Here is a 13,390-nt window from a genome sequence, read left to right as displayed (position 1 = left end):
TTCATTTACTAGTAGTATGTGGTAGTCCAGAGTTTACACCAGTTGAAAGGTTGTATCTCAATAACTTAATCTATTACCCTATAAATTTATCAACAACATTTTCTCTACATCTCATAGTACAATATTTCTTCTTTGTCAAAAAAAACCTCAAAAAAGATTGTTTTCCCAGGTTGGCCAAGCTTGCTTTATATCTCTTATGAACTGTTCACCACCAATCGTCAAATACCCATCGTGACAAGCGTAAATAATCCAAGTAAGTGATGAGTCAAACCAGTAGGTATCTTCTATAAAATGATGCCGATTTATTTGTAACTCTTCTAGTTTTACTTGATACGAAGGAGTATTGAGTATATCCACTTGTAATTGATAAATATCGTTAACTTCATAGCTCGAGAAGACTACTTTAATCACATTAAGAAACTCGATGTTTAAAGATGGAGAATCAACAGTAAAAGCTAGAACATCCTTTCTCTTCGTTTCATATAAAGGATACCAAACAGGCTGTTGAATATCCCACGTCTCTTTTAATTTATTGTGTACGGTTGTAGAGGTAAATTGATCTATTATCTCCATATGTCATCCTACTTTCACGTTAAGAACTTAACTACTCTTTCCTGTCAAGAGTTCTAGAAAACGAGCAGAGTTTTCTTTCGATAATCTAGAAAATTGATTCACTTCTGTAGACAGGGTAATTTGATTTTGAGATGAAACCCAAACCTTATGTAGAATAATTTTTGAATCGATAGTAGGATTTTTAAATAAAAAGACAAATTGATAATCAGGAGGGTGCGTCATCTCCATTTTGGCTTGTTCCCAATCTGCATGTGCTAGTATGTTCTTCAGCTCTTGAACTTCTTCAAGAGAATGAATTTCGTTGAAGTCTACGTACTGCCCTTCATCACTAACACGTTTTTCAATCTTTATGTATTGTTCCTCGTTTTCTAGGTCATTTACGCTTGAACATCCAGCTAATCCAATGAAAATAAGGAGCACTATATACTTCAATATTTTAATGACCGTCCCCTCCTACTTTATTTATTTGTACCAAATTCTACAAGATTTGTATTTTTCCTCCTTAACATCCTATAAAACCAAAAAAAACACACCAATTATAAAATTGGTGTGCGTAGCGTTATTAGTTACCAGCCACTATCTCTTTAAACATCTCATACGAACGCTTTTGCTTTTCTTCATCAAATATATACGAAACGGCAATGATTTCATCCACGTTGTATAGCTCTTGGAAACGTGTTAATTGACGGTGAACGGTTTCTTTACTTCCGAAGAAGCCCATGTTTGACATATTAGACGCCATTTCCTTTTCCATCGAATTCCATATGTCATCCATGTTTTCAACAGGTGGCCTGAGAGGATTTTGTGTACCACGAACGATATTCAAGAAGAATTGCTGCATCGACGTTTTTAAAAACTCTGCTTCTTCATCAGTGTCCTCGACAATGACATTCAATCCGACCATCATGTGCGGCTTATCTAAAAATGGTGAAGGCTGGAAACGTGCTTTATAAATACGAATCGCATCCTCCATATACGTTGGTGCAAAATGTGAAGCAAATGCATAAGGCAAGCCTAGTTGTGCTGCTAAATAAGCAGACTCTGTGGAGGATCCTAAAATATAAATCGGCACATTTGTCCCTACTCCTGGATGGGCTTTTACATAGCCTTGCTCATCAGATGGACCAAAATACGTAAGTAGCTGCTTCACATCATCTGGGAATGTATATACCGAATCATTTTGCGAACGACGAAGAGCACCTGCTGTCATCATATCAGTACCTGGCGCGCGACCTAGTCCTAAATCCACGCGATCTCCGTAAATCGTAGCCATCGTACCAAAGTGCTCTGCCACCACTAATGGTGAATGATTCGGAAGCATTATGCCACCCGAACCAACACGAATGGTTTTTGTATGCTGCAGAGTATGGTTAATTAAAATGGACGTCGCCGAGCTTACTAATGTTGGTGTATTATGATGCTCTGCAATCCAATAACGTTTGTACCCTAGTTTCTCAAGTTCCTGAGCTAAATCGACCATTGAATCAATCGCGTCCTTCGGAGTTTGTCCAGCGCGAATTGGCGCTAAATTCAAGGCTGATACTTCTATATTAAATGAAGACATATTTCATTTTCCTTTCATCAAAAAGATACACCTATGTTATCAATTGAACGAACAAAAACAAAATAATTTGCTCAGCTTACTTTCTTAGTTGTTCCGTTTTTGCCCGGAAACTTAATGAATCATTTGATGTTTCCAAGGAAGTTACGTTTCTTGCCTATCTTGTCATTTGATCGAAAATAAAAAGGACTTTGGTTAAGATGCTTTTTCTAATTTACATATCCACTTATAAAATCCTAATAGTAATAAAAGTAGAATTGGATTTACTACTACTGAATGCCAAATACTCCACCAACCATAATTAAAGTAACCCCACGGCTCTGGAAGCAGAGTTAGGAGCTCGTACATTAAAATAGCTATTATGAAGAAGACCAAATATAATATTTTTTTTACGAGTTTAGCTTCAAACGGAAACCAGTTTAAAAAGATGATATTAACAGGTGGTACAAGTAACAGGTGTGGAAGTAAACCTGCCCAATCGACCGACTCTTTCTCAAAATACCAATAAGAATAATATTTAAATTCCACAATAATGTCGAAACTAGTTTGAAATGCAATGGTAAACAGCCATATACTAATTATTTGGTTAGGTGTAAGCCTATTGTTTGTTTTAAAGCATAACAAATTAAAAATTATTATCGCAATCATAAGTCCTATCATATTTGACCCCTTATTTTAATTGGATTTATATTTATCCAATTTGAATGACTCGGATTTTCTAACTAGTAAATGATTCATTTAACTATTAGATAATCTACTATTTAAAAATTTTCTGAGCTTATCAAAAAAAAGGACATTTAAAGACATTACAAGGAGATAGAATGCTACGGAATAATAAAACTTCCATGTATTGTATTTGAACAGATGAAACAAATGTATACCTATCCACTCAAGGATACCTAAAATTGCAGCGCTTACTAAAATAAATAATACCTTGTTTGTTGTTTTTTTATTATAAAAACTCATAAGAAATAGTACCGTTCCTGGATAGATAATATTTTGAAGAAATATATCCATAAGTTCACCACTATTCCTATCTACTGTGTCATAAAAATCATAAGGAGGCATTGCTAAGAAATAATCTCCAAGTGTCGCCAATTGTAAATTAAATAGAAAGATACTGATTAATTCTGTCCAAAGTAGATGCCTATTTTTCATAGTAATATAGTAAATACCTGTCAAAACAATAATTGTAACAACAATTACAAACCATTCATTTTCATCAAACTTTTTAGGAAGCATTGGTTTAATTGCATGTTCATAAATGTCATTCATCATGGATCACCCTTTCTTTTAAAAGTATTTTCTTTAAGATTTCCATAAAATAAATACTTGAAGAGAGAACAACCATAGATAATACAAGATTAATTTCAGGATGCCAATTATCACCTTTTGATTTTAAGACACCGATTATGAGTAATACCTTATCGAATAATACGCCACCAGTTACCCATGAAAAACAAGTAGCTATCTTCAGAGATAAACTTTTATTTCCGCGTAGAACATACATAACCCATAATAAAAGAACAGGAGATATTACTCCATAATGGATTCTGGCTGCCCAAAATTGTAAATGTTTTTCAACTACCATTAAATGCGGATATGGAGAAGATAATAGATAAAAGAAATTCTGAATATTGTAGGAAGTAAAAAGTAAAAGTAAAAAGACTTCAAACGAATCAAACCGTTTTTTCAGATACTTTAAGCTGAATAATAACAAGATTGATATACACAAAATTAAAATAAATTTTAAAACCATGTATTACATGCACCCTTTATCATTTAGTGAAACAGTTCAATGCAAAAGTTCATTTATGTAATGTACTATCATTATTAACTTCCCTCTAATCTTCGTAATTCATGTATCATTTATAAATAAAACTACCAGATCTATAATATAAATATGAGGCTGGGACTTAACTAAATAAATCATCCTCGAAAGCGAATAGTATCTAAATTATTCTACCTATTAAATATGATCTCGTATCATTTGTTATATATTAATCAGTTAAGCTGGAAGAACAAGTTCGTTCCATTGCGCTGCAGACACTAGTTTATAAAAATAGTATGCAAAATCAACAAATCTATTGAGAGCAACAAATAAAAAACCGAACTATTAGGTGAAAAATATTGCCTAATAGATCGGGTTTATCATTGGCTGAAATACTTATGTCTCAGCCTCTTTATAGGTAGGTTTAAACGATAATTTCCTCTTAAGAAATTATTTTGTCCTACTGTATTATATTCATCTCAATATTTAAATTTTCTCCACCTGCTCAGCTTACTTTCCACAGCACTTTTTATTCTTCTTCCCACTTCCGCAAATGCATGGGTCATTACGGCCAACCTTTTCCTCGACTACAATTGGCGTCTGACTGCCTTCTCGAAACTCCATTTCGTTCTCTAGTGCAACTTGTTTCCAAAACGATAAATCTCTGTGATGTAATCCTAAAATTTTGAAGTAGCCATAAGCAACAGGTTCCAGCTCGACCATGCCAGATTGGTATTCATTTTCGAGATGCTTTTTCATAACCAGAGCTGAATCTTTTGAATAATGATGAGCGATCGCTTCAAAAATCATATCTTGATTTGCAAGATTGTCTGTCTGGTTGTATGCATTCATTAACACCTGTGCAGATGCTTCTGTCTTAATATACTCTAAAACAGATAAGGCATAGACAAACGAGTCGTCCTTCGCTAAATATGGAGCTACTGCCTTCACGACTTCATCACTTTGGAATGCAATTAATGCAGTCGACGCTTCCCCTGCTAACGTGTCATCAGGCTTTGCAAGAATTCCAGCCAATTGCGGAATATGCTCTTCTAGACGAAGCACACCGGCCATATATACTGCCAGCGTTGCTGAAAACGAATACCATTTCTTTCGCTTATCCTTTTTCAACAACTCGCCAATTTTTTCTTTCGTCAACCAACCTTTCCCGGCAATGTTTTTTGCTAAATACTTGGCTTGGAAATATACAATATGATCAAAGGAATCTGCCGTTTCTAACAAAGACACTAATTCCTCGTATGCGCCTAAAACGTCTTCCTTTACACCATTCCCTTCTAATTCAAAAATTCTCCAATATCGAGAATCGAGATACGGTTCAAGTTGATCTCGATAGGTAAGAGCTAATGATGCTGGAAGGTTTTCAAAAAATGGAACGACAAGATGAAGCAAACTTGAATCAAGGGTGTTTACATTTTTTAGCAATACCTGTAAAGCCTCTTCATTCACAGAATGCTTTGGCGTATACATAAGAATTTCTGTTTGAAGCTCTCTATTCGTGAATGCCTTTTTAATGAGATTCGTTATCCATTCTTCTGGTACGTGTGGGTATTCCTCGATTGAATGCAACACTTGTTGCTGAATTAAAAAATCATTTGATAATACATGAGGTTGAATTGTATCTAAAAATGTCATAGCTTGTCCTCTCTAAACTAAAGATATACTCATTTTACTCAAGCCATAACACTTTGACAAACACATTCAGCCTCATAAATCTGTATCTCAATTGAAACTGTTTCATATAATGAAGTATATGAAAAAAGAGGTGAATGAAATGCAACGTTGGTTAAAAGCATTAATCTTAACGTACCTCTCGCTTCTATTCTTCGGAAGCTTTGTAGCAGTTGGAGGTTTATGGACTGGAAAAGTTGAAGAATGGCTTCCATTTGTTTCTGATATCGAAATCTTCCTATACTACTTCTTCGCTGGTGCGATTGGTGGATCACTTCGCCATTTATATATGTTTAGCAAAAACTATATGAAGGGTGAACTTACAGACTATCGAAAATGGATTATGTACGTGTTTTATCCAATATTCGCTACCGGAACAGCTGTGATTTCTGTCACATTAATTCAAAGCGGCTTCCTCTTCATTGAATTCGCAGAATATGACGATGGTCCGCTTGCTCAGATAAGTATCGCGTTCTTCGTAGGGTTTGGATTTAACCGATTCCTGGCTAAACTAAGTGAACTCTCGAAAAATATCTTTCAATCAAATAAGAAAGATAAAAATGGGGATAATGGAAGAACAGAAAACGAGGATAATAGTGAACAAATGAGTTTATTTTAAAATTTTTAGAAACTAGTAAGAGGATTGGACATATCTAACTAAATCATCCTCAAAGGCGAATAATATCTAAAATATTCTACCTATTAAATATTCTGCTTTTTTAGTATCCTTTGTTATTTATTAATCATTTAAGCAGGAAGAACAAGTTCGTTCCATTGCGCTGCAGACACTCGCCGGATACCGCGGGGAGGAAGCTGAGTCTCCTCGCCTGCGTCTGCGGGGTCTCAGCCTTTCCTCTACTTCCCGCAGGAGTCGAGTGTCTTCCGCTCCATTCCACTAGTTTTTATAAATAGTACGCAAAATCAAACCAATCTACAAATAAAGTCCCGAACTATTAGGTGAAAGATTCATTAAAATATCGCCTAATAGTTCGGGTTTATTATTGGCTGAAATACTTATGTTTCAGCCTTTTTTAATGTATCCAACCTCCTAATCTACTTTATGTAATCTCTCTGTAAAAAACCTGTAATACTATTTTGGACAGGTCCCTCATAGATTAGAGCATAAAGAGTTTCCGAAATAATTAAATTACTAGGAGGATTACACATGAAAAAAATTATATTTGGACTTACATTCCTGATCGCTCTTTTCTTAGCAGAGCCTGCATTCGCTTATACGGTTGAAAAAGGTGACACTATGTCTAAAATCGCAAAAGAACATGGTGTTACATTAGATGAATTAGCCGTGCTTAATCCACAAGTTGAAAATCTTGATCTGATTCATATCGGACAAGTTATCCATACAGAAGTAAAAGAAGCTGTTGAAGATTTATCGAATGCATCTGAACACCGTTTAGAAATCAATAGCCCTACCCCTGTCACGACGACTACTGAACCAAAGGTAGAAAAAAGTGAACCTACGAATCTAACTCTCTCAAATAAAGATATCGACCTTTTAGCTAGACTTGTACGAGCTGAAGCTCAAACAGAGCCATTTGAAGGAAAAGTGGCAGTTGCAGCAGTCGTGCTAAATCGTGTTGATAGCCCTAAATTCCCTAATACTATTCGAGGCGTTATTTATCAAAAACGTCAATTCCAGCCTGTCAGTAATGGCCAAATTAATCGAGCCGCTGATGAAGAATCAATTAGAGCAGTCTATGCAGCCCTAACCGACATGAGGCACATTGCCCAAGGCTCCCTCTTCTTCTATAATCCGAAAATCGCTACCAGTCGATGGTTAGACAAAAGACAAACAGTTGTTGCGATTGGCCAGCATGTGTTTAAGAATTAACGATAGATTTTATAAATAATATAAAGCCAGTTAAAGGAACTAGATTGTAAAGGACAATCATTCTTTTAACTGGCTTTTTCTGTTCATTTCAATTTGCTGTTTTCTTATTGAGTATAAAAGAAATGATTAATAAATAATTCAAATATAGTATAATTTTGGTAAAGGAGGCTTGAGAGCATATGCAGAAGAACTATACTGTCATGTTTTTGTTTCTATTTGTCGCTTCTCTTTCAGGTGGATTAGCGTTAAAGGATATATTTCAATATTCAATGTTGGTGGCCGTTGGAGTAGGAACAGTCTTTCTATTATGCTCCGCTTATTTTGCCGGGAAAAAGGTGCAGTAAAGGATCGTGTGCTTTTATTCACCTTGTACATTTACATAAAAATGAGTAATGTGTTTGAAAAGAAAGAATTATTTATAGTAAACATATAATAAAACGAGGACCAGGTGTTAGTGCACTTCTAATTGGCAACTACTGACCTCGTGCTGAGGTTAGCCCAAAGTATTTAAAAATGAAGTAGCTTGTTTCTTACCTTGCGGAGGTTAGACAGCTACTTCTTTTTCTTTTCGATGATTTTTGATGAACACTATTGAATTAATTCTTAGTAGTACTAAATTAAATTGCCACCTCCCTTCTATAAAGGAAAGTGGCTAACTGTCTAGCTACTTATATGTAGTTGAATTACTGGTAACTATAAGAATAAATTTTATTTTGATACCTGTTGAACTACCTATACATATAACACGCAGTTGCTTTCATCTAAAATGTGGTCGTTAAGACAATTATTTTGATATTTATGTTTTCAAATCGTAACAATTACGATATAATGACTTAGGACATATAAATCAAAATGATTTGGATTTGAAGGGAGAACCTATAAATGAGAACGAAACATACATTACTCGTATTATTACTAATGTTAAGTGCATTTCTTTTTGGATGTAATACAGAGACAAAAGAAGTGACACCTAAGGAAGAGACACAAAATGCGGAAACAACTGATGAAAAACTTAAGGTTTACACAACCATTTTCCCGTTAGAGGATTTTGCAAAAAGAATCGGCGGAGACCATGTTGAAGTTGTAAGTGTGTTTCCTCCAGGTGTTGACGCTCACTCGTTTGAACCAACTGCGAAAACGATGGTAGATATGGCAAAAGCAGATGCATTTATCTATACTGGTGCAGGTATCGAAGGCTTTGCAGAGGCAGCTACAGAAGCATTACAAAATGAGGAAGTAAGAATTGTGAAAGCAACTGAAGGTATGGATCTTGTGAAATTAGAAGAGCATGCTCATGACGAAGAAGGTCATGACGACCATGATGGTGAAGAAGGTCATGACGATCATGCTCATGATGAAGAAGGTCACGATGATCATGAAGGTGAAAAAGAACATGACGACCATAATCACGGAGGCCAAGACCCACATGTTTGGTTAGACCCACTTTTAGCGATTCAGTTAGCTGAAAATATTTTACATGCCTTTGAAGAATTAAACCCGGCTGCAAAAGAAGAATTCGAACAAAATTTCAATAAGCTAAAACTTGACTTAGAAGCATTAGATAGTGAATTTAAAACGGTTATAGATACAGGGAAAACAAAGGAAATCTTAGTTTCCCATGCTGCTTATGGATACTGGGAGTCGCGTTACGGCCTAGAACAAATCAGCGTATTAGGATTAACTCCAACTAACGAACCTTCTCAGCAGGAACTAACAGAAATTATTAAGACAGCAGAAGAACACAACATTCGTTATTTAATTTTCGAACAAAATGTATCATCTAAAGTAGCTGACATTGTCAAAAATGAAATTAAAGCTGAAGCATTAACACTTCACAACCTTGAAGCGATAACAGATGAAGATATTAAGAACAATGAAGATTACTTTAGTATTATGAAACGTAATCTTGAGACATTAAAAACGGCATTAAATTAATGAGGAAAGTAGTGCATCATTCGTGCACTACTTTCTTTATTTGTTTCAAAAACTCTCATCAGTTCGGTAACGAATTTGACTTACTTTCAACTCTTTTTGATCTCTCCTATTTTTTTAGTGCCTCTTCCAGTAATCCATTGTGCAACAATAGCTAGCCAATGTATCAGGAATGATATAGGCTCATTATTTCTCAGTGTATGATTGAAAAGATGAAGTATGGTGTGACTCTGAAGGACGCTATGAGGGAAAGAGGCTGGATAAAAGTCCCTCCGTACTATTACCCCCCCTGGTGCTCCGAAAAACTAATAAGTATCTGGACAAGTATGTTTCTTTACGCATAGCTACCATACTAACGAGCCTAAAAGTGTAGGCTCGTTTATTTTGTTTTTTTAAATTTATATATGTATATAAATGATAAATACCAACTTATATTACAACGCTACATTTGTGGCATAGCCTACATAATTGATTTCATTTGTAATTGTGCCTCGTACCAGTATCATTTTTATATAGTGCTATTCATACATTACATATTAGAGGTGATGAAAAGTGACCAGAGTACCCCATACAGAAAAAGATATTGATTTGATTGCCAGAATGATACACGCAGAGGCTGTTGGTGAGGGAAAGCAAGGAATGCTTATGGTTGGAAATGTTATTGTCAATCGGGCAGTAGTTCGCTGTTTAGACTTTAAGAATTTGCGAAATATAAGAGATGTTATCTTTCAAGTTCAAGGTGGGAATTACTCATTTGAAGCAGTGCAAAAAGGTAGTTTGTTTTATAGACCAGCGAGAGAAGTAGAGAGAAAATTGGCACGAGATGTTGTACAGCGTTGGAGACAACACCCTTCTAAATATGCTTTATGGTATTTTAATCCCTCAGCGGAGTGTCCACCTACATGGTATGGCCAGCCATTGGCTGGTCAATATAAACAGCACTGTTATTACGAACCGAAGGCAAATACATGTGATAGTGCTTATCGATATTAGAGTTTTTGGTTTGTAAATTCCCCAATGATAGGGCTTGAGGCTCATTTACTCAAGCCCTATTTGACATACTCCCATCAAGGACAATGTTAGTATGTGTATTCCCTCTCCTATTCTTACCCTATTAATACAAACTAAGTAGAGTTAATGTAGAAGATAAATTTTGACCTGAGTGATCTGGAAGATTTCTATTACAATTGTCTGGTCTTTTCGTGGATAATGATGTAAATCTTGTTAGATTTATTTGACTTAAAACTTGGTATGATTGAACATTTCCATTCCTGGGAACTAGATGATTCAAAAAAAACTATAAAAAAATCGATTTAGTCATGATTCTCGCTTACTAAGTAGATATTTCACTACAAGTCACGTTCTGTATGATTGCCCAGTTCTTTATAAACTAGTTAACCGCCTACACGACATTGACCTCATTTCATAGGATACAGTAAAAAGCGACTAGGAGGTGTTCATGAATGAGTGAAGTTGTCGGAGCTGGTGTTGGCTATGGGGGAGGATTCGCCCTTTTAGTTGTACTTTTCATCCTCTTAATCATTGTAGGTTCAGCCTACGTTGGATTTGGATACTAATCATAGGAAATAGATACTTTCTATAAAAGAAAGGTGGTGTGTAATATGGCATTTGGAACTGGATACGGATATGGTTGCCCAGCTTACGGATATACAGCTCCTGTCGCTGGTGTAAGTTATGGTGCAGGAAGAGGTTTTGCTTTAATTGTAGTGCTGTTTATTCTTTTAATCATTGTCGGCGCAGCTTGGTGCTAAGCCTTAATTAAACAAAATAAAAAGTAGATTTCAACTTGTAATCTACTTTTTATTTTAGTCAATAATCAAAATGATAAAGGAGTTGAGGTAAAATGGACTATCCGATAACGAGAGATTATATTAGTTTTGGAGATTCCAGGTCTGGTGAAAAAATTGACGATGTGAAGTTTATTGTCAGTCATGATACAGGAAACCCGGGCTCTAGTGCCTATGCGAACCGAAATTACTTTGACAGAGTTCAGCCTAGTGCATCTGCCCACACGTTCATAGATGATAAGTACATTTTAGAAATCATCCCAACAAATGAAAAAGCTTGGCACGTTAGATACGGAGTTAATAATGATGATATCCGGTATGGTGAGGATGCGAACGATGCGGCTATTGGTGTGGAATTAACGTACGGAGGAAACATTGATTTTTGGGAAGCGTACAAAAGATATGTATGGTATCACGCGTATTTATCTCATAAGTTCAACTTAAATCCTCAAACAGATATTGTCGCACATAGTATGTTAGATCCAGCAAGAAGAACGGACCCTCAAAACGCACTGCGGAAGCATGGAATATCATGGGATGAATTTATAAATGATGTAATAGAAGCATATCGGAATTATGACGAAAGTGGCACTACAAAACCTATAGTAAAAGGAGCGTATGTTGACCTCCCTCTATCAATTGGAGATCAAGGAACTTTTGTTGAAGAAGTTCAGCGCGATCTCATTAGGGCGGGTTTCAATTTACCGATATATGGAGCCGATGGAATGTACGGTCAAGAAACTAGACGAGCTGTCTTGAATTTCCAAAAGAAATATAACCTTATGGCTGATGGTTTGGTTGGCCAACAAACACTAGGTAAATTAAATGAAGTGCTGTCTTCAAGTAAACCGATCACAGAATTTCCATTACCAAATGGTATTTTAAAACAAGGTGACAGAGGAGAAAACGTAAAGCAACTACAACGCGCCTTAAAAGAAATTAATTTTGATCCTGAGTATATAGATGGAATATATGGACCGAAGACAGAAGATGCCGTCCGAAGATTTCAATCTATGTATGCAGAATTAGCGAACGACGGTATTTATGGACCGAACACAAAAGACTTTATAGAAATGAAATTGGCAGAGTGAATACATTTACTATATGTAGTATAAAGATTCTAAAACTATAGTGTAATTAGATTAATAGAATGGAGGGATTTCAGTGAAGGTCCTGCCGCTCTTTGCCATAACATGTTTGTTGTATGGCTTATTACTAAGAGCTCAAGACTGGAAAGATAAAGCGATTTGGACAGAATACATTTTATTTTCTATCGGGATCATTGGATTGCTGTTTCCGTTGGTTATCAATATTTATCAAATTCAAAAAGAAAAAACGGAACCCGTCCGTGACAAAGACAATCATAAATTATAGTGCTATCTTATTTGGGTTGATCAGTAACATTGGGGAAGTACAAATGGTACTTCTTCTCAATTTTGGACAACTAGTGTTAATGCTGTATGTCGTCATTCTAAGCAGCTACCGTCTTTAAAAGGAAGTGGCTTTTGCAGATTAATTATTGTAACTGTTTTATATTGTTAGCGGTTAGCCAAAGTATGTTGTGAAACCAAAAAGAAGTGATTGTCTGGTACCTTGAGAGGTTAGACGGTTACTTTTTTTACTTTGGACGAGCAACATAATCACTATTGTCATAACTCCTAGAAGTACTAAGTTAAATTGACTTACTAGTGATAATGCTTCGTATGTCGTCATTCTATTCCACCTTCTATTATGGAAAGTGGCTAACATTTTCCCACCTCTACTACAGAAACTTCTGCCTTCGCACGAAGAGGACTCTTTAAGAAATAAGTTATAGGATTATGAACATAATCAATTGCAAGATTTGATAAAAATAAAATAATTTGATATAATTAACATATATTAAAAAGAGATCAGGTGTTGGCGCACCTAATCAGCAACTACAAACCGCATGGTGCGGTTAACCAAATATTGTTGTTATTCAAAAAGAAGTAACCGTCTGTTATCTGGTGAGGCTAAACGGTTACTTCTTTTTATTATTTGCGACGAACAACATGACCACTATTGTGATAACTCCTAGAAGTACTAAGTTAAATTGACTTACTAGTTATAATGCTTCGTATCGCGAAAGTGACTAACATTATAGCTGCTCGAATTATAGACAGAACAAACGCTCTATTTGTTTGATATTAATAAAATAATTATATATAATGTACATATACTAAAAA

General features: G+C 35.5%; 17 protein-coding genes and 1 pseudogene. 10 read left to right on the top strand and 8 right to left on the bottom strand.

Annotated features, from left to right (window positions below):
• Window positions 1-147 precede the first annotated feature (147 nt).
• The 7 genes from JR050_RS03175 to JR050_RS20465 all read right to left on the bottom strand — a co-directional run bounded on the left by JR050_RS03175 (window position 148) and on the right by JR050_RS20465 (window position 5,558).
• Window positions 148-573, bottom strand: a complete 426-nt coding sequence (locus JR050_RS03175; RefSeq protein ID WP_204202071.1) for a hypothetical protein — start codon at window positions 571-573, stop codon at window positions 148-150.
• 27 nt (window positions 574-600) lie between these two features.
• On the bottom strand, window positions 601-1,005 hold the full coding sequence (locus JR050_RS03170) for a YhfM domain-containing protein (protein WP_204202070.1): 405 nt from the start codon (window positions 1,003-1,005) through the stop codon (window positions 601-603).
• Between the two features lie 130 nt (window positions 1,006-1,135).
• Window positions 1,136-2,137, bottom strand: coding sequence for an LLM class flavin-dependent oxidoreductase (locus JR050_RS03165; RefSeq protein ID WP_204202069.1), 1,002 nt, complete (start codon window positions 2,135-2,137; stop codon window positions 1,136-1,138).
• Between the two features lie 192 nt (window positions 2,138-2,329).
• Window positions 2,330-2,794: a hypothetical protein gene (locus tag JR050_RS03160; protein WP_204202068.1), complete on the bottom strand. Its 465-nt coding sequence runs from the start codon at window positions 2,792-2,794 to the stop codon at window positions 2,330-2,332.
• Between the two features lie 78 nt (window positions 2,795-2,872).
• Window positions 2,873-3,412, bottom strand: a complete 540-nt coding sequence (locus JR050_RS03155; RefSeq protein WP_204202067.1) for a CBO0543 family protein — start codon at window positions 3,410-3,412, stop codon at window positions 2,873-2,875.
• Complete coding sequence (locus JR050_RS03150; RefSeq protein WP_204202066.1) at window positions 3,402-3,893, bottom strand: hypothetical protein; 492 nt, start codon at window positions 3,891-3,893, stop codon at window positions 3,402-3,404. Before JR050_RS03150 ends, JR050_RS03155 begins: the two co-directional genes overlap by 11 nt.
• A 522-nt stretch (window positions 3,894-4,415) precedes the next feature.
• Window positions 4,416-5,558, bottom strand: coding sequence for an SEC-C metal-binding domain-containing protein (locus JR050_RS20465; RefSeq protein ID WP_283244044.1), 1,143 nt, complete (start codon window positions 5,556-5,558; stop codon window positions 4,416-4,418).
• 139 nt (window positions 5,559-5,697) lie between these two features.
• On the opposite strand from JR050_RS20465, the gene JR050_RS03140 reads away from it, so the two are divergent.
• From JR050_RS03140 to JR050_RS03100, 10 genes and pseudogenes are all read left to right on the top strand, one after another.
• A complete protein-coding gene (locus tag JR050_RS03140) occupies window positions 5,698-6,213 on the top strand; it encodes a hypothetical protein (protein WP_204202065.1) in 516 nt (171 codons plus the stop codon).
• Between the two features lie 546 nt (window positions 6,214-6,759).
• Entirely contained in the window at window positions 6,760-7,443 is a 684-nt protein-coding gene (locus JR050_RS03135; protein ID WP_204202064.1) for a cell wall hydrolase, read from the top strand.
• A gap of 179 nt (window positions 7,444-7,622) precedes the next feature.
• Window positions 7,623-7,787 (top strand): hypothetical protein, encoded by a 165-nt coding sequence (locus JR050_RS03130; RefSeq protein WP_204202063.1) that lies wholly within the window; start codon window positions 7,623-7,625, stop codon window positions 7,785-7,787.
• A 538-nt stretch (window positions 7,788-8,325) separates the two neighbouring features.
• Window positions 8,326-9,378 (top strand): metal ABC transporter solute-binding protein, Zn/Mn family, encoded by a 1,053-nt coding sequence (locus JR050_RS03125; protein ID WP_204202062.1) that lies wholly within the window; start codon window positions 8,326-8,328, stop codon window positions 9,376-9,378.
• Between the two features lie 549 nt (window positions 9,379-9,927).
• Window positions 9,928-10,368, top strand: a complete 441-nt coding sequence (locus JR050_RS03120) for a cell wall hydrolase (RefSeq protein WP_346726700.1) — start codon at window positions 9,928-9,930, stop codon at window positions 10,366-10,368.
• 470 nt (window positions 10,369-10,838) lie between these two features.
• Window positions 10,839-10,952 carry a YjcZ family sporulation protein gene (locus JR050_RS03115; RefSeq protein WP_204202061.1) on the top strand — a complete coding sequence of 38 codons (114 nt, stop codon included), beginning with the start codon at window positions 10,839-10,841 and terminating at the stop codon, window positions 10,950-10,952.
• Between the two features lie 45 nt (window positions 10,953-10,997).
• Complete coding sequence (locus JR050_RS03110; protein WP_204202060.1) at window positions 10,998-11,147, top strand: YjcZ family sporulation protein; 150 nt, start codon at window positions 10,998-11,000, stop codon at window positions 11,145-11,147.
• A 92-nt stretch (window positions 11,148-11,239) separates the two neighbouring features.
• Window positions 11,240-11,761: pseudogene (locus JR050_RS20190) on the top strand (peptidoglycan recognition protein family protein); the annotation flags it as partial.
• Window positions 11,741-12,274: a peptidoglycan-binding domain-containing protein gene (locus JR050_RS20655; protein ID WP_430392848.1), complete on the top strand. Its 534-nt coding sequence runs from the start codon at window positions 11,741-11,743 to the stop codon at window positions 12,272-12,274. The pseudogene JR050_RS20190 and the gene JR050_RS20655, both read left to right, overlap by 21 nt.
• A gap of 73 nt (window positions 12,275-12,347) precedes the next feature.
• Window positions 12,348-12,557 carry a hypothetical protein gene (locus JR050_RS03100; protein WP_204202058.1) on the top strand — a complete coding sequence of 70 codons (210 nt, stop codon included), beginning with the start codon at window positions 12,348-12,350 and terminating at the stop codon, window positions 12,555-12,557.
• A gap of 171 nt (window positions 12,558-12,728) precedes the next feature.
• Here JR050_RS03100 and JR050_RS03095 read toward each other — a convergent pair whose 3' ends face one another.
• Window positions 12,729-12,896, bottom strand: coding sequence for a hypothetical protein (locus tag JR050_RS03095; RefSeq protein ID WP_204202057.1), 168 nt, complete (start codon window positions 12,894-12,896; stop codon window positions 12,729-12,731).
• Between the last annotated feature and the right edge of the window lie 494 nt (window positions 12,897-13,390).

The organism is Bacillus suaedaesalsae (assembly GCF_016890225.1).
Classification (GTDB): Bacteria; Bacillota; Bacilli; order Bacillales; family SA4; genus Bacillus_BS; species Bacillus_BS suaedaesalsae.
This window is presented reverse-complemented; position numbering and strand designations above follow the sequence as displayed.

Bases quoted from the DNA above. Each gene is read 5' to 3' on its own strand.
- JR050_RS03175 (WP_204202071.1), bottom strand. From the start codon at position 573: ATGGAGATAATAGATCAATTTACCTCTACAACCGTACACAATAAATTA.
- JR050_RS03165 (WP_204202069.1), bottom strand. From the start codon at position 2,137: ATGTCTTCATTTAATATAGAAGTATCAGCCTTGAATTTAGCGCCAATT.
- JR050_RS03160 (WP_204202068.1), bottom strand. From the start codon at position 2,794: ATGATAGGACTTATGATTGCGATAATAATTTTTAATTTGTTATGCTTT.
- JR050_RS03155 (WP_204202067.1), bottom strand. From the start codon at position 3,412: ATGATGAATGACATTTATGAACATGCAATTAAACCAATGCTTCCTAAA.
- JR050_RS03150 (WP_204202066.1), bottom strand. From the start codon at position 3,893: ATGGTTTTAAAATTTATTTTAATTTTGTGTATATCAATCTTGTTATTA.
- JR050_RS20465 (WP_283244044.1), bottom strand. From the start codon at position 5,558: ATGACATTTTTAGATACAATTCAACCTCATGTATTATCAAATGATTTT.
- JR050_RS03140 (WP_204202065.1), top strand. From the start codon at position 5,698: ATGCAACGTTGGTTAAAAGCATTAATCTTAACGTACCTCTCGCTTCTA.
- JR050_RS03135 (WP_204202064.1), top strand. From the start codon at position 6,760: ATGAAAAAAATTATATTTGGACTTACATTCCTGATCGCTCTTTTCTTA.
- JR050_RS03130 (WP_204202063.1), top strand. From the start codon at position 7,623: ATGCAGAAGAACTATACTGTCATGTTTTTGTTTCTATTTGTCGCTTCT.
- JR050_RS03125 (WP_204202062.1), top strand. From the start codon at position 8,326: ATGAGAACGAAACATACATTACTCGTATTATTACTAATGTTAAGTGCA.
- JR050_RS03115 (WP_204202061.1), top strand. From the start codon at position 10,839: ATGAGTGAAGTTGTCGGAGCTGGTGTTGGCTATGGGGGAGGATTCGCC.
- JR050_RS03110 (WP_204202060.1), top strand. From the start codon at position 10,998: ATGGCATTTGGAACTGGATACGGATATGGTTGCCCAGCTTACGGATAT.
- JR050_RS03095 (WP_204202057.1), bottom strand. From the start codon at position 12,896: ATGACGACATACGAAGCATTATCACTAGTAAGTCAATTTAACTTAGTA.